At 71.8% G+C, this 18,595-nt stretch carries 14 protein-coding genes; 7 read left to right on the top strand and 7 right to left on the bottom strand.

Annotation, left to right across the window (positions count from 1 at the left end):
- Window positions 1–52: 52 nt before the first annotated feature.
- The 3 genes from ACWGJO_RS29185 (at window position 53) to ACWGJO_RS29175 (ending at window position 3,000) form a co-directional block, all read left to right on the top strand.
- On the top strand, window positions 53–1,378 hold the full coding sequence (locus tag ACWGJO_RS29185; protein ID WP_452188222.1) for a hemolysin family protein: 1,326 nt from the start codon (window positions 53–55) through the stop codon (window positions 1,376–1,378).
- A 75-nt stretch (window positions 1,379–1,453) separates the two neighbouring features.
- The gene (gene trpS, locus ACWGJO_RS29180; protein ID WP_452188224.1) at window positions 1,454–2,449 is read left to right on the top strand and encodes a tryptophan--tRNA ligase; all 996 of its coding nucleotides are present in this window, start codon (window positions 1,454–1,456) and stop codon (window positions 2,447–2,449) included.
- Window positions 2,446–3,000, top strand: coding sequence for a 2'-5' RNA ligase family protein (locus tag ACWGJO_RS29175; protein WP_452188221.1), 555 nt, complete (start codon window positions 2,446–2,448; stop codon window positions 2,998–3,000). The genes trpS and ACWGJO_RS29175 overlap by 4 nt, the downstream gene beginning before the upstream one ends.
- Here the strand turns inward: ACWGJO_RS29175 and ACWGJO_RS29170 are convergent.
- The gene (locus ACWGJO_RS29170; RefSeq protein WP_452188219.1) at window positions 2,985–5,555 is read right to left on the bottom strand and encodes a CDP-glycerol glycerophosphotransferase family protein; all 2,571 of its coding nucleotides are present in this window, start codon (window positions 5,553–5,555) and stop codon (window positions 2,985–2,987) included. The genes ACWGJO_RS29175 and ACWGJO_RS29170 overlap by 16 nt on opposite strands.
- Before the next feature lie 248 nt (window positions 5,556–5,803).
- On the bottom strand, window positions 5,804–9,376 hold the full coding sequence (locus ACWGJO_RS29165; RefSeq protein WP_452188217.1) for a bifunctional glycosyltransferase/CDP-glycerol:glycerophosphate glycerophosphotransferase: 3,573 nt from the start codon (window positions 9,374–9,376) through the stop codon (window positions 5,804–5,806).
- Between the two features lie 134 nt (window positions 9,377–9,510).
- On the opposite strand from ACWGJO_RS29165, the gene ACWGJO_RS29160 reads away from it, so the two are divergent.
- Together ACWGJO_RS29160 and ACWGJO_RS29155 are read left to right on the top strand one after the other, a co-directional pair.
- Window positions 9,511–10,509 (top strand): glycosyltransferase family 2 protein, encoded by a 999-nt coding sequence (locus ACWGJO_RS29160; protein ID WP_359911576.1) that lies wholly within the window; start codon window positions 9,511–9,513, stop codon window positions 10,507–10,509.
- A gap of 103 nt (window positions 10,510–10,612) precedes the next feature.
- A complete protein-coding gene (locus ACWGJO_RS29155; protein ID WP_452188215.1) occupies window positions 10,613–11,614 on the top strand; it encodes a YihY/virulence factor BrkB family protein in 1,002 nt (333 codons plus the stop codon).
- A gap of 64 nt (window positions 11,615–11,678) precedes the next feature.
- On the opposite strand, the gene ACWGJO_RS29150 is transcribed toward ACWGJO_RS29155, so the two are convergent.
- On the bottom strand, window positions 11,679–12,893 hold the full coding sequence (locus ACWGJO_RS29150; protein WP_452188214.1) for a D-alanyl-D-alanine carboxypeptidase family protein: 1,215 nt from the start codon (window positions 12,891–12,893) through the stop codon (window positions 11,679–11,681).
- 136 nt (window positions 12,894–13,029) lie between these two features.
- Between ACWGJO_RS29150 and ACWGJO_RS29145 the strand changes: the two genes are divergently transcribed.
- Window positions 13,030–13,290 (top strand): SCO4848 family membrane protein, encoded by a 261-nt coding sequence (locus tag ACWGJO_RS29145; protein ID WP_452188212.1) that lies wholly within the window; start codon window positions 13,030–13,032, stop codon window positions 13,288–13,290.
- A 95-nt stretch (window positions 13,291–13,385) separates the two neighbouring features.
- Window positions 13,386–14,999: a hypothetical protein gene (locus ACWGJO_RS29140; RefSeq protein ID WP_452188210.1), complete on the top strand. Its 1,614-nt coding sequence runs from the start codon at window positions 13,386–13,388 to the stop codon at window positions 14,997–14,999.
- Between the two features lie 75 nt (window positions 15,000–15,074).
- Here the strand turns inward: ACWGJO_RS29140 and ACWGJO_RS29135 are convergent, their stop codons facing one another.
- The 4 genes from ACWGJO_RS29135 to sdhC are packed head-to-tail and all read right to left on the bottom strand — an operon-like array spanning window position 15,075 to window position 18,522.
- A complete protein-coding gene (locus ACWGJO_RS29135) occupies window positions 15,075–15,848 on the bottom strand; it encodes a succinate dehydrogenase iron-sulfur subunit (RefSeq protein ID WP_359911565.1) in 774 nt (257 codons plus the stop codon).
- Entirely contained in the window at window positions 15,848–17,590 is a 1,743-nt protein-coding gene (sdhA, locus tag ACWGJO_RS29130; protein WP_401048872.1) for a succinate dehydrogenase flavoprotein subunit, read from the bottom strand. The genes ACWGJO_RS29135 and sdhA overlap by 1 nt, the downstream gene beginning before the upstream one ends.
- Before the next feature lie 51 nt (window positions 17,591–17,641).
- Window positions 17,642–18,133, bottom strand: a complete 492-nt coding sequence (gene sdhD, locus ACWGJO_RS29125) for a succinate dehydrogenase, hydrophobic membrane anchor protein (protein ID WP_359911559.1) — start codon at window positions 18,131–18,133, stop codon at window positions 17,642–17,644.
- Window positions 18,134–18,141: 8 nt separating this feature from the next.
- On the bottom strand, window positions 18,142–18,522 hold the full coding sequence (sdhC, locus tag ACWGJO_RS29120) for a succinate dehydrogenase, cytochrome b556 subunit (RefSeq protein ID WP_033332398.1): 381 nt from the start codon (window positions 18,520–18,522) through the stop codon (window positions 18,142–18,144).
- Between the last annotated feature and the right edge of the window lie 73 nt (window positions 18,523–18,595).

Below are 18,595 nucleotides of genomic sequence, written 5' to 3'. Positions count from 1 at the left end.
CCGCCGTCGTGTTCAGGTCCTCGCGGCAGCGGCGGTCCTACACTGGCCCGCTGTGAACGAAACACTCGGGGACGCCGCGCTCGTCCTCGTCTTCATCCTGCTGGGCGGGTTGTTCAACGTCGCCGAGATCTCGCTGATCTCGCTGCGCGAGGGCCAGATCCGGGCGCTGGAGGGGCTCGGGACCCGGCGCGCGGCGCGGGCCGCGCACCTGGCGGCCGACCCCAACCGCTTCCTGGCCGCCGTCCAGGTCGGGGTGACCTGCATGGGCTTCCTGTCGGCCGCCTTCGGCGCGGACACCCTGTCCGGCAAGGTCGCCCCGCTGTTCGTCCGGGCCGGGCTGTCCTCGGGCGTGGCCGACGCGGTGGCCCTGGTGGGCCTCACCCTGGTGATCAGCTACGCCTCGCTGGTGCTGGGCGAGCTGACCCCCAAGCGGATCGGCCTGCAGCGCGCCGCGTCCATCTCGGTGATCGCCGCCCCGGTGGTGGACGTGATGTCGGTGGTGCTGCGGCCGGTGATCTGGCTGCTCGGCCACTCCACCAACCTGATGGTCCGGCTGCTCGGCGGCGACCCGGCGGCGGGCCGCGGCTCGATGAGCTCCGAGGAACTGCGCGGCCTGGTCGCCGCCAACACCGAACTCGGAAGCGACGAACGGGCGTTGATCGCCGATGTGTTCTCCGCCGGAGAGCGTCAGCTGCGCGAGGTGATGGTCCCGCGCACCGAGGTGACCTTCCTGGACGCCGAGCGCCCGCTGGCCGCCGTGCGGCACCAGGCCGACACCTCCCCGCACTCGCGCTACCCGGTGGTCGAGGGCAGCGCCGACGCGGTGGTCGGCTTCGTCCACGTCCGCGACCTGTACGGCGCGCGCGGCGAGCAGGCCGTCAAGGTCCGCGACCTGGCCCGCCCGGTCAAGCTGCTGCCCGGCACCAAGCTGGTGCTGGAGGCGATGGGCGAGATGCGCCGGGAGGGCCACCACCTGGCCATCGTGGTGGACGAGTACGGCGGTACCGCCGGGATCGTCACCCTGGAGGACCTGGTCGAGGAGGTGATCGGCGAGATCCGGGACGAGTACGACCGCCCGGAGGCCGCCCCGACCCGCCGGTTGGCCGGCGGCGGCGTCGAGCTGGACGGCCTGCTCAACCTCGGCGACTTCGCCGAGGAGACCGGCGTCTCCCTGCCCGAGGGTCCGTACGAGACGGTGGCGGGCTGCCTGGTCGCCGCGCTCGGCCGGCTGCCCCGGGACGGCGACCAGGTGCGCGTTCCGGTCGAGGGCGGCGGCGGGGTGCTGCTGACGGTGGCCAAGGTCGAGGGCCGGCGGATCGCCCGGGTCGGGGTGAGTGCGGTCACACTGGCCGAACCTCCGGGGGCGGAGGTTTCCTGAGCGAGCGGTGGAACTGGAACAATGGCGCGCATGGTCAACGCAGCGGTCACCGGTCCGGCCAAGGACCGTCCCCGGGTGCTCTCCGGCATCCAGCCCACTTCCGGCTCGTTCCACCTCGGCAACTACCTGGGCGCGGTGCGCCAGTGGGTCGACCTGCAGAAGGAGAACGACGCCTTCTACATGGTCGTCGACCTGCACGCGATCACGGTGCCGCAGGACCCGGCGACGCTGCGCGAGAACACCCGGATCTCCGCCGCCCAGCTGCTCGGCGCGGGCCTGGATCCGGACCACTGCACGCTCTTCGTCCAGTCGCACGTGCCCGAGCACGCCCAGCTCGCCTGGGTGATGAACTGCCTCACCGGCTTCGGCGAGGCCTCGCGGATGACCCAGTTCAAGGACAAGTCCTCCCGGTACGGCTCCGAGAGCACCACGGTCGGCCTGTTCACCTACCCGATCCTCCAGATCGCGGACATCCTGCTCTACCAGGCGGACGCCGTCCCGGTCGGCGAGGACCAGCGCCAGCACGTGGAGATCACCCGCGACATCGCCGAGCGGTTCAACTCGCGCTACGCCCCCACGTTCACGATCCCGAAGCCGTACATCCTCAAGGAGACGGCGAAGATCATGGACCTCCAGGACCCGGGCATCAAGATGAGCAAGTCGGCCTCCTCGGCCAAGGGCCTGGTCGGCCTGCTGGACGAGTCGAAGGTCAGCGCCAAGAAGTTCAAGAGCGCCGTTACCGACACCGGCACCGTCGTCTCCTACGACGAGGAGGAGAAGCCGGGCGTCTCCAACCTGCTGCGCATCCACTCCGCGCTCAGCGGCCGGTCGGTGGACCAGCTGGTCGAGCACTTCGAGGGCAAGATGTACGGCGCCCTGAAGACCGAGCTGGCCGAGCTGTTCGCCGAGTGGGTCACCCCCTTCCAGGAGCGCACCCGGGTGTTCCTGGACGACCCGGCGGAGCTGGACCGGGTGCTGGCGACCGGCGCCGAGAAGGCGCGCGCGGTGGCGTCGGTGACGCTGGAGACGGTGTACGACCGGATCGGCTTCCTTCCGGCCGCCAAGCGGTGACTCCCCTCACGCACCTGTCCGGTGGTGGCGACCTCCCCGAGGTCGTCACCATCGGCGTGTCCGTGAGCGTCCCGGACCCGTACGGCACGGCGGTCCAGGACGCCCGGGCCGGGCACGGCGATCCGCTGGCCCGGTCGATACCCACCCACGTCACCCTGCTGCCGCCGACCGAGGTGCCTGCCGAGGCGCTGCCGAAGATCGAGGAGCACCTGGCGGCGGTGGCGGCCGCGCACCGCCCGTTCCGGATGCTGCTGCACGGCAGCGGGACCTTCCGCCCGGTCTCCCCGGTGGTGTACGTCCGGGTCGAGGAGGGCGCCCAGGAGTGCCGGCTGCTGGAGGCGGACATCCGCTCCGGCCCGCTGGCCCGCGAGCTCGCCTTCCCGTACCACCCGCACGTGACGGTCGCCCACGGACTGTCGGACGACGTGCTGGACCAGGCGTACGAGCAGGCGCGGGACTTCCGGGCGGACTTCCCGGTGGAGGGCTTCGGCCTCTCCCGGTTCGGCGCGGACGAGGTCTGGCGGCCCTGGCGGAGCTACCCGTTCGGGTGAACCGGGGCGTCTCCTGGCCCCGCATTCCTGCCTAGCCCCGCCGCCCGGCCTCCCCGGCCGCCGAGTTCGAGCATCCGGTCGACCACCCGGCGGGCCGCGCGGCCGTCGTCCAGGGCGCAGTGCTCGGCCCGGAAACGCCGGTAGCGCTCGGCGTAGTCGGGCGGCGGTCCGCCGTCGCCGTCGGCGAGTCCGCGCAGTGCGCCGAGCAGTTCGGCCGAGGTCGGCACCAGCGGGCCGGGGGCGTTCGCCTCGAAGTCGAAGGAGAAGCCGCGCAGGGTGTCGCGGTAGTGCTCCAGGTCGTAGGTGAAGAAGTACATCGGACGGCCGGTGATGGCGAAGTCGAACATGATCGACGAGTAGTCGGTCACCAGGACGTCCGCGACCAGCAGCAGTTCCTGCGGGTCGGGGTAGTCCCCGCAGTCGTACAGGAAGCCGTCGCCGGCGCCGGGCAGCGGTTCGCGCACGTGCGCGTGCGGGCGGACCAGCAGCACGTGGTCCGGCCCGAGCAGGCGCCGGGCGTGGTCGAGGTCCAGCCGCAGGTCGAGCCGGAAGCCCTCGCCGTCGCCGCGCTGCTGGTCCTCGCGCCAGGTCGGCGCGTACAGCACGATCCGCCGGTCCTCGGGAACGCCGAGCCGGCGGCGGACGGCGGCGACGGTCCGCGGGTCCGGTCGGGCGAGCACGTCGTTGCGCGGGTACCCGGACTCCAGCAGCTCGCCGGCGTAGCGGAAGGCGCGCCGCAGGATCGGCGTGGCGAACGGGCTGGGGGAGAGCAGCAGGCTCCACTGCGGGGTCTCCCGGTCGAGCGCCGCCAGGTAGCCGCGGTCGGCCAGCCAGGGGCTCTCGACGTCGTGGGCGATCCGCTTCAGCAGGGAGCCGTGCCAGGTCTGCACGACGACCTGGCCGGGACGGCGCTCCAGGAAGTCCGGGAAGTGGGTGTTGCCGACCAGGTACCGGCAGGTGGCCAGTGCGCGGTACCACTCCGGGCTCCAGCTGCGCACCGGGACAATCCCGGGCGGCAGCTCGGCCTGGGCGTCGTCGACCACCCACAGGTGCTCCAACCGGGCGTGGCGGCGCACGAGTTCGGTGTGCACCGCGCGCGGGGAGTCGGCGTAGCCGCGGCCGCCGAACACGTCGTACAGCACCGCCTCACGCAGTGGCGCGCGGCGGGCGGCCGGGTAGCGCTCGGTGCGCAGCCGGCGCTGCGTCCAGGCGCTGCGCTCGGTGGCGGTGAGCACCGGCGTGGAGTCCACCACCAGGGTGTCGTGCCACCGGCGCTGCAGCAGCACCCGCTTGCCGCCGGCGGTGGTGGCGGCGGGGACGGCGGACAGCGCGGCGGGGGCGGCGAGCAGCGGCCGGCCGTCCCCGGGGCGGGCGACCGGCTCCAGGGCGGCCTCCCAGAGGCCCTTGCGCAGCGGCAGCGCGACGCCGTCCGAGCCGGTCCGGGCGGCGGGCACCCGGACCCGGAAGCGGCCGTCCGGGCCGGTGGCGACCGGGGTGCGGACCTCGCTCGCGGAGCCGGTGTGCCGCAGCACCAGCTGCAGCCGGTCCGCGGCCGGGTCCGGGCAGCGGCCGGACAGTTCGAAGCCGCCGTCCCGTACGGCGATCCGGTCGACCAGGCCGGCCGCGGGCTGGACGCAGAGCTGGAGCCGGCCGTCGGCGAGGTGCTTGAGGTAGAGCACCCGGTCCGGGGCGCCGGGCAGCGGGTGCTGGCCGGCCACCGGGCCGCCGCGCTCGTCGAGGCAGAGCTGTTCGGTGCCGCCGTCGGGGCGCAGCAGTTCGGCGTCCCAGTGCTCCAGCCTGCCGCTGCCCCGCCCGTCGGCGGTGAACGGCCGGTACGGCATCCGGACGGTGAAGGTGTTGCCGGTGCGGGCGAGCGGCTGCTCGACCACCGCGTCGCTCTCCCGGTGGCGCAGCCGCAGCACGGTGCCGGAGGGGCAGGCGTCGGCGACCCCGCCCAGGTCCAGGCCGTCGGGGGCCGCGGTGGCACGGGTGATCCGGACGGCCGGGCGCTCCAGCCGCAGCCGCAGCCGGCCGTCGGCGAAGAACGGCTGGAGCCGGACGCCGTCGTCCACCCAGTGGGCCGGCGGGTACTCGCCGGAGCCGCACCAGTGCGGGGCGAGGGCGCCGTACCGGCGGCGCACCCGGGCGGGGTGGGGGCGGGTGAAGAGCGTGGCCTCGATCCGCCAGTCGCCGAGCAGCCAGTGGTCCCCGCGGCGCAGTCGGCCGGGTGCTATCAGCGCGGTGAAGCCGGACCAGTCGTGGTTGTGCTCGGGCTGGGCGCTGTCGTCGGTGACCTCGGGCATCCGGCGGGGGCGGGAGCGCAGGTGCAGCGGCGGCTGGGACCGGTTCTGGTGGCGCAGGGTCAGCCAGGTCCAGGCGGAGCCGGGGCGCGCGGTGTCCTGGCCCTTCGGGCGGGCGAAGCCGGTGAGCTCCAGGCCGCGGCCGTGCCAGTGGGCGCGCAGCAGCCCGAAGACGACGTCCTCGTCCTCGGTGGGGCGGCCGGAGGTCACCCGGGGGGCGGCGTGCGGCAGGACCAGCCGCGTGAGCACAGGCATGGCGGTGGGAGCCCTTCGGAAGGGAAGTCAACATCCCATCCAGAAATGGCGCCGGGGTCAATTGCACGCTTTTTCGAATGCCCTGGGGAATGCATTTCCGGGAACGCCGGTTCGAATGCGGATCCGGTGTTCCGGTCCTTTCCGCCAGGCCCTTTTCGTTCCCTTCCGCCCGGGCGCACAGGTGCCCGGACACAGGAAGGCGCCCGGCACCGATCGGTGCCGGGCGCCTGCCGGAGCGTGCGAGGCGGCTACTCCTTGCGGAGCATCGCGTCGACCACCCGGGCGGCGGCCTTGCCGTCGTCCAGGTCGCAGTACGCCTCGCGGAACGCGGTGGCCCGGTCCGCGTACTCGGCCGCGATCCCGTCCACCCGGCCGAGCACGGAGACGAGCTCCTCGGAGGTGGCCGGCATCGGGCCGGGTGCCTCGGCCTCGAAGTTCAGGCTGAAGCCGCGCAGGTTGTCCCGGTAGTGCTCCAGGTCGTAGGTGAAGAACACGATCGGCTTGCCGGTCGCCGCGAAGTCGAACACGCTCGCCGAGTAGTCGGTCACCAGCACGTCGGCGATCAGCAGCAGCTCCGCCATGTCGGGGTAGCTGCCGACGTCCCAGATGTAGCCGTTGCCGGCACCCGGGATCTGGCCGCACATCAGGTGGTGCCGGCGCACCAGCAGCACCTGGTCGTCGCCGAGCGCGGCCCTGGCCGCCGCCAGGTCGATCCGCAGGTCGATCTGGTAGCCGTCCTGCGGCCGGCGCCGGTCCTCGCGCCACGTCGGCGCGTAGAGCACGACCTTCTTGCCCTCGGGCAGGCCGAGCCGCTCCCGGACCTGCTCGGCGGTCTTCTCCCGGTCGGCGGCGAACAGCAGGTCGTTCCGGGGCGAGCCGCTCTCCAGGATCTCGCCCTTGAAGTCGAAGGCGCGCCGCAGCACCGGGGCCGACCAGCGGTTGCCGGCCACCAGCAGGCTCCAGTTCGGGACCTCCCGGGCCAGGCTCTTGAGGTACTTGGAGTCGGTGAACCAGACCTTCTCGAAGTCGAAGCCGATCTGCTTCAGCGGGGTGCCGTGCCAGGTCTGGACGACCACCTGGTCGGGACGGCGGACGAAGAAGTCGGGCAGGTGGGTGCTGGCCACCACGTACTTGGCGGTGGCCAGCGCCTCGTACCATTCCGGGCTGCGGTACCGCAGCGCGGTCGCGCTCTGCGGCAGCTCGGCCTGCATGTCGTCGTTGCCCCACAGGTGCTCCAGCGGCAGGCCGCGGCGGACCAGCTCCTCGTGGACGGCCCGGGGCGAGCCGGAGTACGTGCCGTACTTGCCGGTGTGGTACACCACCGTGTCGCGCACCGGCAGCCGTCGGGCGGCCGGGTAGTCCACGCTCTGCAGCTGGCGCTGGCGGAAGCCGGCCCGCTCCTCGGGCAGCAGCACCGAGTCCGATTCCAGCGACAGGCCGTCGTGGTCGCGGCGCTCCAGCAGTATCCGCTTGCCGCGGGACTCCACCACGACCGGCAGGACGTCGAAGCAGTCCGGGGTGACCAGCGCGGCGGCGTCCGGCAGTTCGGGCACCTGCACGCCGACCGGGCGGAAGACGACGTGCCAGGTGCCCCGGGAGAGCGGAACCCGGCCGGCGAAGGAGGCGGTCGGCACGGCGGGCAGCGCGGTGCGGAACCGGCCGTCGGAGATCTCCACCGGGTAGGCGTGCTCCTCCTCGCGCCACTTGTGACGGACCACCAGTTCCCAGCGGTGCGCGCCGGGCAGCGGGAACGAGCCGCTCAGCAGGAAGCCGTCGGCGCCGCGCGAGGACACGTCGTCCACCAGCGGCTGGAGTACCTGGTCGGTGAACTGGAGGTGCCCGTTGGGGGAGGGCTTGGAGTAGAGCGCCCGGCGCTCGGCCACCGGGGCCTGCGGGTTCAGCGCCAGGTGCAGCCGCTCGGGCGCGTTGCGGTCGTCCCAGGCCAGCGGGAGGGTGCTGCCGTCGGCCAGCAGCAGGGAGCCGTCCCAGTGGTCGCGGCTGCGCTCGGCGGCCACCGGGTCCAGCTCGGCCCAGGCCTCGCGGACGGCGGTCAGCTCGGCGACCGGGGCGAGCGCGGTGAACGGCTGGAGCGAGCCGACCGGAGCGCCCAGCTCCAGCGGGAAGGTCACGTGGCGGTCCGACTCGACGTGGGTGAGCCGCAGCCGCGCCCCGGCGAAGCTCGGGCCGGAGCGGGCCGCGCCCGAGACCTCCAGCCGGTCGCCGTGCGCGGCCAGGCCGGTCACCCGGGCCTTGACCGTCTCCACCCGGAGGTAGACGAAGTTGTCCCGGATCCACGGCACGATCCGCACGTCCGGCTCGACCCAGTGCGACGGGAGGAACTGCGCGCTGTCGCTCCACCCGGCCGAGATCCGGCCCTTGTAGACCCCGCCCTTGCCGGCGCCGGCCACCAGGACGCGCCAGTTGCCGTCCTTCCACTGGCCGCGGTGCCGGAGCCTCTTCGGGTCGATGGCCACGTTGAAGCCGGACCAGTCGCAGCTGTACAGGTCGTGCTGGCAGCTCGCGGTGGCCTCGGGGCTGTACGTCGTTTTCATCGGCACCGCGATGACCCGGCGGCCCTTGGCCTCGCGCAGCACCAGGGTGCGGACCATGTCGTGCTTTCCGGCCGCGCCCAGCTGCTCCGGGTAGGCGTGCCCGGTCAGCCGCAGCTTCCCGTCCTCCCAGACGCTCCGGTACAGCCGGCTGCGGATGACCAGCGAGTTGTCCAGCTTGAGCACCCCGGCCGGCACGCTCTTGCGCCCGCCGCGCAGGAACGGGTAGTCGGCGTACGGGCGCAGCAGGCCGCGGGCCTGGACACCGCCGCCGCTCTCGCGCTCGTACGTGATCTGGTCGACCAGCTCGTCCATCCGGCCCGACAGGGTCAGGTGGTACTTCAGCCGCACCGGCGCGCGCAGCCGGCCGACGTGGTCGGAGCCGATCGCCCGGAGCAGCCGGCCGACGTGCTGGAGGTAGGCGTCCCGGTAGTCCTTGTCCCCCTCCACCAGGGACGAGAAGAACATCGGGATCTCCTCGACGAGGGTGTTCTCGTCGTAGGAGCGCAGGTACTCGGCGAAGCGCGGCTCGGTCTGGTTCATCAGCCAGGCGCGCACCAGCTCGACCGAGGCGACCCGGTCGATCAGGCCCTTGGGGTTGGTGCGCATCTGCGTGATCGACATCTCGCCGACCTCGCGCTCGCGCCAGTGGTAGATCGGCTCGGAGAGCACGTCCACGCTCTTGGCCAGGTAGTGGTGCGGCACGCTGACCGGCGCGTCCTCGTACAGGATGCCCTCGGGGTAGAGCAGGCCGGCGCCGTCGAAGAACGAGCGGCGGTACACCTTGTTCCACGCGGTGCGGTCGGTGACCAGCGCCGGGATCTCGGTGATGTGGGTCTTGAGCCTGGTCTCCTTGAACGGCTTCAGGTGGCCGCCGGACTGGTAGTAGCCCACGGCGCGGAAGCGCAGCACGTTGCCGGTGCAGAAGTCCGAGCCGGTCTCGCCCAGCGTGTTGATCATCAGCTCGTACGCGCTCGGCGGCATCGAGTCGTCGCTGTCCACGAAGCACAGGAACTCGGAGTCCGGGTCGATGTGCCGGATGCCGGTGTTGCGGGCCGCGCCGAGTCCCTTGTTCACCTGCCGGACCAGCCGGAACCGGGAGTCCTCGGCCGCGTACGCCTCGGCGAGCGCCGCGCTGCCGTCCTTCGAACCGTCGTCGACCATGACGCACTCGAAGTCCGTGAAGGTCTGGGCGGCGATCGAGTCGAGGCATTCGACGAGGTAACGCTCGACGTTGTAGATCGGGACGACGATGGAGAGGCGGGGAGCCATCGGCTACGCAGGCCTTTCTCTGGAGGAGCGTGGCAGCCCGTACGGGGCCTGACCGCACTTGGATCGGTGCGTACGTGCGCCCCCGATCCTACCTCCGGGGACCTCGCCCACCCCGGGACCACTACGCTGGGTCCGTGTCCCGTTTCAGCGTGATCGTCCCCGTGTACCAGGTCCAGGACTACCTCTCCGAATGCCTCGATTCGGTACTCGGCCAGGACGGCCCGGACTTCGAACTGATCGCCGTGGACGACCGCTCCCCGGACGGCTGCGGCGCCCTGCTGGACGAGGCCGCGGCCGCCGACGCCAGGGTCCGGGTGCTGCACCTGCCGGAGAACGTCGGCCTCGGCCGGGCCCGCAACGCCGGCCTGGAGGTCGCCACCGGGGACTACGTGATCTTCCTCGACAGCGACGACACACTCACCCCCGGATTGCTGAAGGGCATCGACGAGCGGCTCACCGCCACGGGTGACCCGGACATCCTGGTTTACGACTACGCCCGCACCTACGCCGACGGCCGGATCACCCGGGCCGCCTCCGCCCACGTCTTCGGCGCCGCCTCCCCGGACGTCTTCGACCTCGACGCCCGCCCCGACCTGCTCGACCTGCTCCAGGTCGTCTGGAACAAGGCCTACCGCCGCGGCTTCATCGCCGAACAGCGGCTGGTCTTCCCGGCCGGCTACTACGAGGACACCCCCTGGACGTACCCGGCGCTGCTCGCCGCCGCCCGGATCACCCTGCTCGACCAGGTCGGCGTGCACTACCGCCAGCGCCAGGAGGGCGGCAACATCCTGGCCACCGCCAGCCGCAAGCACTTCGACGTGTTCGCCCAGTACGACCTGGTCTTCGCCTTCCTCGACCGCCGCCCCGACCTGGAGCGCTGGCGCCCGGTCGTCTACGGCCGGATGCTGCACCACCTCAACACCGTGGTCTCCAAGCCCGGCCGGGTCCCGCCCGGCGACCGCCGCGAGTACTTCCGCCGGGCCGCCGGGCACTGCGCCCGGCTGCGGCCGGCCGGCTACCGGCCGCCGGCCGGCGTGGACGGCGTGCGCACCGAACTGCTCAGCCACGGCCGCTACGGGGCCTACCAGGCCGTCCGCGCCCTCGCCAAGGCCCGTCGACTCGTCAAGCGGTAGCCGCGGGGCGTCCTGCCGGCCCTCGCCGGGTCCGCCGAAACCCACGGGACACCCACCCGGGGCCTGACGCCCATTCGGGGGACAGGCCCGGTATAACCGGTGGGTGGACTTCCTGACCCGTCTGCCGGTCCTCGGCCCGCTCGTGGCCCGGGTGCTGCGCAGCCGCCCGTACCGGGTGTACGAGTACTTCTCCGCCGCCCGGGGCAACCGGCTGGCCGGCGCCGTCACCTTCTTCGGCTTCCTCGCCCTCTTCCCGCTGCTCACGGTGGGCCTGGCGATCGCCGCCGCGGCGCTCAGCGACGACCGGGTGCACGAGCTGCAGAAGCACATCTCCGACCAGCTGCCGGGGCTCTCGGACGCGCTCAACCTGCCGGCCCTGGTGTCCAACGCGGGCACCGTCGGGCTGGTCGGCGGGGCGCTGCTGCTGATCTCCGGCCTCGGCTGGGTGGACACCATGCGCACCTCGATCCGGGACCTGTGGCAGCTGCCCCAGGAGGAGGGCAACCCGGTGCTGCGCAAGGCCTGGGACGTGGCGGTGCTGGGCGGCCTCGGCCTGGTCTCGCTGTTCTCACTGGCCGCCTCCGCCACCGGGACCACGCTGGCCGGCCGGATCGCCGACGCGATCGGCCTCAACAGCGGGTACCTGCTCACCGCCGTCGGCGTGCTGATCGCCATAGCGTGCGACATGCTGCTCTTCGCCTACCTGCTGGCGCCCTTCCCCGGCATCACCGACCAGCGCCGCCGGGACCTCGTACAGGGCGCGCTGATCGGCTCCGTCGGCTTCGAGCTGCTGAAGCTCCTGCTCGCCTCCTACCTGGGCTCGATCGCCGGACGGAGCCTCTACGGGGCGTTCGCCACGCCGGTCGCGCTGCTGCTCTGGATCAACTTCGTCTCCCGGCTGCTGATGTACTGCGTGGCCTGGACGGCGACGGCCGACCCGCAGGCCGCCCGGGAGCGGACCAGGGCGCACGGGCGGACGCTGCTGGAGGCGGCCGACAAGGCGGAGGCGGCGGCCCTGGCGGACGCCGCGGAGCAGGCCGCCCGGGCCCGGAAGAAGGAGAAGACGGGGGGAGAGGGAAAGGGGAAGGCCCGGCCCCAGGACTGAGGCCGGGCCCTGCCGCAGGCCGGTGTTCAGCTGCCGGATCAGCCGGTTCGGCCTCGTCCGCGGATCAACCGGCGGAGCGGCGCCACAGCACCATCGCGCCGTACCCGAGCGCGGCCCCGGCGAGCACCACGGCCGACCAGCCGACGACGCCGAACCGGCCGCCCCCGCCTTCCGCGGTGGGCGTCGCGGCCGCCGGTGCGGCGGTGTGCGGCGGCGGCGCGGGCGTTCCGTCACCGCCGCCGGCCTGGCCGGTCGGCTCGGCGCCGCCGGCCTGGCCGGTCGGCTCGGCGCCGCCGGGCGGGACCTCGTCGACCAGCCGGCCGACCGGCTGGACCTTGCCGGCCGCGGCGAAGCCCCAGTCCAGCAGCGCGGCCGTCTCGTCGTACACCTTCTGGTAGCTCGACGGGTGCATCACCGTCACCAGCAGGGTGCGGCCGTCGCGTTCGGCGGCGCCGACGAAGGTCGAGCCGGCGTTGGTGGTGGTGCCGTTCTTCACGCCGATCAGGCCCGGGTACTTGCCCAGCAGCCGGTTGGTGTTGGCGATCCCGAAGCTGCCGCGCCGGCCGGTGTTCCGGTCGACGGCGCCCGGGAACATCGCGTCCCGGGTCGCGCAGTACATCCGGAAGTCCGCGTTGCGCAGACCGGCCCGGGCGAACAGCGACAGGTCGTAGGCCGAGGACACCTGGCCGTCCATGTCGTAGCCGTCCGGGGAGATCACCCTGGTGTCCCGCGCCTGGAGCGTGTCGGCGCGCGTCTGCATCTCGGCGACGGTCTGCTGCACCCCGCCGTTCATGTGCGCCAGGACGTGCACCGCGTCGTTGCCGGAGCTCAGGAAGACCCCGCGCCACAGGTCCTCGACCCGGTAGTCCAGGTTCTCCTTGATGCCGACCAGGCTGCTGCCGGGGCCGATCCCCTGGATCTCCTCGTCGGCCACCCGGTGCACCGCGTTGCGGTCGAACTTGGGCAGCACGGTGTCCGCGAAGAGGATCTTCAGAGTGCTCGCCGGGGGCAGCCGCAGATGCGGATTGCTGGCCGCCAGGACCTCCCCCGACACCGCGTCGGAGACTATCCAGGACTGGCCGGTGAGGTCGGCGGGCAACGGCGGAGCGCCCGCCATCGGGGCGACCTGCACCCCCGGGAGCCCGAGCCGCTCGCCGCCGATCGCGACCGACGGGGGCGGCTGCTGCGGGGCCGCGCCCGCCGGGGCGGCGAGCAGTACCGGCAGGGCCGCGGTGACCGCGGCGCACAGGCGCGCGAACGTGAGACGGGGTGTGGGCACCAGCAGACCGTACCCACTCACGGCTCCCGGCGCCCTCCCCCAGGGGCCCGTCCTCCGCAGGAGGGGCCCGCTCTACGCCGATCGGCGGCCCGCGCATACTGGGGAAGCACACCGCCTTCACACGCCGAGGACCCCCATGAAGCTCAGCCGCCGCACCTCCTGGTTCCTGACCGCCTTCGGGGTCTGGTCGATCATCATCTGGACGACCTTCGTGAAGAACCTCTGGAAGGACTCCGGCGGCCAGGCCTTCACCAACGGCGACCACTCCCAGCCCACCGCCTTCTTCTGGGTCCACCTGCTCCTCGCCGTCACCTCCTTCGCCCTCGGCATCGCCGTCGGCACCATCGGCGTGCGCGGCCTTCGCGTCACCACCCGCCGCACCCCGGCCACCGACTGAGAATCCCCGTTGCCGCTGTCGGCCCGCACTGGCAGGATCCTCACCGCTCGTGCACGTCTCGAACGGATATGCCGACAGAGGGTGGGGATTCCTTGATGAAGCACACGCGTTCACGCAGGCTCGGGGGGCTGGTCGCGGCGACCGCGGCCGCGGGCCTGCTCACCGTGCCGACGGCGGCCGTGGCCGACACGGCACCGACCGTCCTCGGGACGGAACAGGGCGGTGACTACGTCACCAGCGCCTGCGACTCGACCACCGTCCCGCTCTGGAGCGGACGGACCATGTACGGTCCGAAGCTCGTCGCGAACGTCACCGGCACCAGTGCCCGGTTCAGCGTCCGGGACGAGAGCGCGGGCGCCCAGGACCCGGTGTACACCGGTGAGGCGCAGGCCTACGGCCAGCGGTCCAGCGTCAAGGTCCCCGGCCTGCTGGACGGGCACAGCTACGCCTGGCACGCCTGGGCCCTCCAGGACACCCAGGCCTCCGCCCCGTCGGCGGACTGCCGCTTCACCGTGGACACCACGAGCCCGAGCGTCACGGTCTCCTCGACCGACTTCCCGGAGACCGGGGCCGCCACCAGGTACGCGGGCCAGAAGGGGACCTTCGTGCTCAAGGCGGTCGACCCGGCTCCGGCCGGCGGTACGGCCTCCGGCATCGACTGCTTCCGGTACGGCTGGAACTACCTCGGGGTCGGCGACTGCAATTCGACGAACGCTGTCCGGCCGGACGCCGACGGTACGGCGAAGGTCGACCTCAGGGTCGTGGACTGGGGCACCAACACCCTCATCGTCCAGGCGGTCGACAGGACGGGCAATGTCGCCTCGGCCTCCTACACCTTCTACGCCCGGTCGAACCCGAACCCGCCGAAGACGCTCGGAGACGTCGACGGGGACGGCACCGCGGACATCGTGCTGCCCGACGCCCAGGGCAACCTGCAGTACATCGGCGTGAACGCGACCGGCACCACGCCCAACGCGACGATCCGGGCGCTCGCCTCGCCCGACCACAACGGCTGGGCGTCGTACCGGGTCGTCCACCGCGGCTGGACGGACGACCACGCGCCGTCCCTGGACGACCTGTTCCTCCACCGGCCGGGCTCGGGCGCCCTCTACCTGTACCGGAACTTCGACTATGGCTCCTTCGACCGGAGCCTGCTCAGCGCCCGGCGTTCGACCAGCTGCGTGGACGCGACGGGCACGGACGTGCCGTGCCCCGCGGACTACGCCTCCGACTGGTCGAAGGCGGACCAGATCGTCGCGCTGGGCCCGGCGGCCGGCGGCTTCGACCCGGCGCTGGTGACGTTGGAGAACGGCGACCTCTGGCTGCACGCCGGAGGCGACTTCGCGTACGGCTGGCAGACGGCCCTCAAGCTCACCACGTCAGGCGGCTGGGCCGGCTACGACCTGGTCGCCCCCGGTCCGGACACGGCCGGGAACCTCGCCCTGTGGGCACGCGACCGGGCCACCGGCGAGCTGCACGCGTACCCGGTTCCGAAGCAGGCCGACGGCACCTTCGACTACTCCGCGCTCGCCGACCCCTCGGCGAACGTGGTCGCCACCGGCTTCACCACCGCCGCCTACCCGACGCTCGGCAGCTCGGGCGACGGTGACGGGGACGGCACGCCGGACCTGTGGGCCGTCACTCCCGACCGGCACCTGGTGACCTTCAGCGGCTGGTCGGCGCCGAAGGACCTCGGCGTGCTGCGCTGACCCGCCCGGGGAGAACGCGAAGGCCCCCGCCCGATCGGAGGATCGGGCGGGGGCCTTCGGGGTGTCGCGCGGGGATCAGAAGCGGCGGGTTACCAGCGCCCGCTTCACTTCCTGGATCGCCTTGGTGACCTCGATGCCGCGCGGGCAGGCCTCGGAGCAGTTGAAGGTGGTGCGGCAGCGCCACACGCCCTCACGGTCGTTGAGGATCTCCAGGCGCTGCTCGCCGCCCTCGTCGCGCGAGTCGAAGATGAAGCGGTGCGCGTTGACGATGGCGGCCGGGCCGAAGTACTGGCCGTCGTTCCAGAACACCGGGCAGGACGACGTGCACGCGGCGCACAGGATGCACTTGGTGGTGTCGTCGAAGCGCTCGCGGTCCTCGGCGGACTGCAGGCGCTCCCGGGTCGGCTCGTTCCCCTTGGTGATGAGGAACGGCATGACGTCCTTGTACGCCTGGAAGAACGGGTCCATGTCCACGACCAGGTCCTTGAGGACCGTCAGGCCCTTGATGGCCTCGATCGTGATCGGCTTCTCCGGGTCGACGTCCTTGATCAGGGTCTTGCACGCCAGCCGGTTGCGGCCGTTGATCCGCATGGCGTCGGAGCCGCAGATGCCGTGCGCGCAGGAGCGGCGGTAGGTGAGGGTGCCGTCCTGCTCCCACTTGATCTTGTTGAGCGCGTCCAGGACGCGCTCCTTCGGGTCCATCGTCAGCTGGTAGTCGACCCACACCGGGTCCGGGTGCTCCTCCGGGTTGAACCGGCGGATCCGGAAGGTGACGGTGATCGGCTGGACGGCACCGGCCTCGACCGCGTCCAGAGCGGCCGAGTGCTTCTCCACGGTCGGAGTGCTCATCAGTACTTACGCTCCATCGGCTGGTAGCGGGTCGTGACGACCGGCTTGTAGTCGAGGCGGATGGAGGTGGTGCCGTCGGCGGCAACCTCCTGGTACGCCATGGTGTGCTGCATGAACTTCACGTCGTCACGGGTCGGGAAGTCCTCGCGGTAGTGGCCGCCGCGGGACTCCTCGCGGGCCAGCGCGGAGACGGCCAGCACCTCGGCCAGGTCGAGCAGGTTGCCCAGCTCGACGGCCTCCAGCAGGTCCGTGTTGTACCGGAAGCCCTTGTCCTGGATGGAGACGTTCTTGTAGCGCTCCTTCAGCGCGGCGATGTCCTCGACCGCCTGCTTCAGGGTGGCGCCGGTGCGGTACACCATCGCGTTGGCGTCCATGGTCTCCTGCAGTTCCTTGCGGATCTGCGCCACGGATTCGGTGCCGGTGCTCTCGCGCAGGCCGTCGACCAGGGCCTGGACCTTCTCGGCCGGGTCCTCGGGCAGCTCGACGAACTCGTTGGCGTTGGCGTAGTCGGCGGCGGCGATGCCCGCGCGACGGCCGAACACGTTGATGTCCAGCAGCGAGTTGGTGCCCAGGCGGTTGGCGCCGTGCACGGACACGCAGGCGACCTCGCCGGCCGCGTACAGGCCCGGGACGATGTCGGTGTTGTTGCGCAGGACCTCACCCTCGACGTTGGTCGGGATGCCGCCCATGGCGTAGTGCGCGGTGGGCTGGATCGGGATCGGGTCCGTGTAGGGCTCGATGCCGAGGTAGGTGCGCGCGAACTCGGTGATGTCCGGCAGCTTGGCGTCCAGCTGCTCCGGCGGCAGGTGGGTCAGGTCCAGGTAGACGTGGTCGCCGTCCGGACCGCAGCCGCGGCCTTCGCGGATCTCGGTGTAGATCGCGCGGGAGCAGACGTCACGGGACGCGAGGTCCTTCATGACGGGGGCGTAGCGCTCCATGAAGCGCTCGCCGTCCTTGTTGCGCAGGATGCCGCCCTCGCCGCGGGCGCCCTCGGTGAGCAGGATGCCCATGCGCCAGATGCCCGTCGGGTGGAACTGGAAGAACTCCATGTCCTCCAGCGGCAGGCCGCGGCGGTAGACCAGGGCCTGGCCGTCACCGGTGAGGGTGTGGGCGTTGGAGGAGACCTTGAAGAACTTGCCGGTGCCGCCGGAGGCGAAGACGACCGACTTGGCCTGGAAGACGTGGATCTCGCCGGTGGCCAGCTCGTACGCGACGACGCCGGAGGTCTTGCCCTCGCTGATCAGCAGGTCGAGGACGTAGAACTCGTTGAAGAACTCGACGCCGTGCTTGACGCAGTTCTGGAACAGCGTCTGGAGGATCATGTGGCCGGTGCGGTCGGCCGCGTAGCACGAGCGGCGGACCGGGGCCTCGCCGTGGTTGCGGGAGTGACCGCCGAAGCGGCGCTGGTCGATCCGGCCCTGCTCGGTGCGGGAGAAGGGCAGACCCATCTTCTCCAGGTCGAGGACGGCGTCGATGGCCTCCTTGCACATGATCTCGGCGGCGTCCTGGTCGACCAGGTAGTCACCGCCCTTGACCGTGTCGAAGGTGTGCCACTCCCAGTTGTCCTCCTCGACGTTGGCGAGGGCGGCGCACATGCCGCCCTGGGCCGCGCCGGTGTGGGACCGGGTCGGGTAGAGCTTGGTCAGGACGGCGGTGCGGCTGCGCTGCGTCGACTCGATGGCCGCTCGCATGCCGGCGCCGCCGGCGCCGACGATGACGGTGTCGTACTGGTGAATCTGCATGGGGGGTTAACTCGCCTCTGGCCTCTGCCGATGGTCGATGGTGCTCGCGGCTCAGATGTTGGGGTCGAAGGTGAAGATCACCAGGGTGCCGAGCAGCACGGTGAAGACCGTGGCGGTGCCCATGAGCCCCTTGAGCCAGAGCCGGGTCGAGTCCTTCTCGGCGTAGTCGTTGATCACCTGACGCATGCCGTTGGCGCCGTGCAGCATGGCGAGCCAGAGCATCAGGAGGTCCCAGCCCTGCCAGAACGGCGAGGCCCAGCGGCCGGCCACGAAGGCGAAGCCGATCTTGGAGACGCCGCCGTCGAGCACCAGCATGATCAGCAGGTGGCCGAGGATCAGCACGACCAGAACGACACCGGACAGGCGCATGAAGAGCCAGGCCAGCATCTCGAAGTTGGTGCGGGTGCGACGCGGGGTCTTCTTGGTCCGCTGGCGCGGAGGCTCGATGACGAACGCGTCGGCGGGGTTGCCGGTGCCCAGTCCCCTGCCGGTGTGCGCCTGCTTGGAGGGGACGACGATGGCGTCGGAGTATTCCGTGGACATGTCTCGGCTCACTTCCCGAACCAGGAGATCAGCGTGTGCTGGAGGATCCCGTAGAAGGAACCGGCCATCAGGACGACCCAGACGCCGACGACGGTCCAGAGCATCTGCTTCTGGTACTTCGGGCCCTTGGACCAGAAGTCCACTGCGACGACGCGCAGGCCGTTGAGGGCGTGGAACAGGATGGCGGCCACCAGGCCGTACTCCATCAGGTTCACGAGCGGAGTCTTGTACGTCTGGATGACGGTGTCGTAGGACTCCGGCGACACTCGCACGAGGGCGGTGTCCAGGACGTGGGCGAACAGGAAGAAAAAGATGAGGACGCCGGTGACTCGATGAGCCACCCAGCTCCACATGCCTTCCCGGCCGCGGTACAGCGTTCCAGCCGGCACGGAAAAACCCTCCGGAAGCGATTGGGGGCTCGGCCGGCTTCGGTGTCGGTCAGCCCGGCCGGGTACGGTCCAC

The sequence above is a fragment of the Kitasatospora sp. NPDC054795 genome (assembly GCF_053611565.1).
Note: the sequence above shows the minus strand (reverse complement) of the source record. Positions and strands in the feature narration are given on the sequence as shown.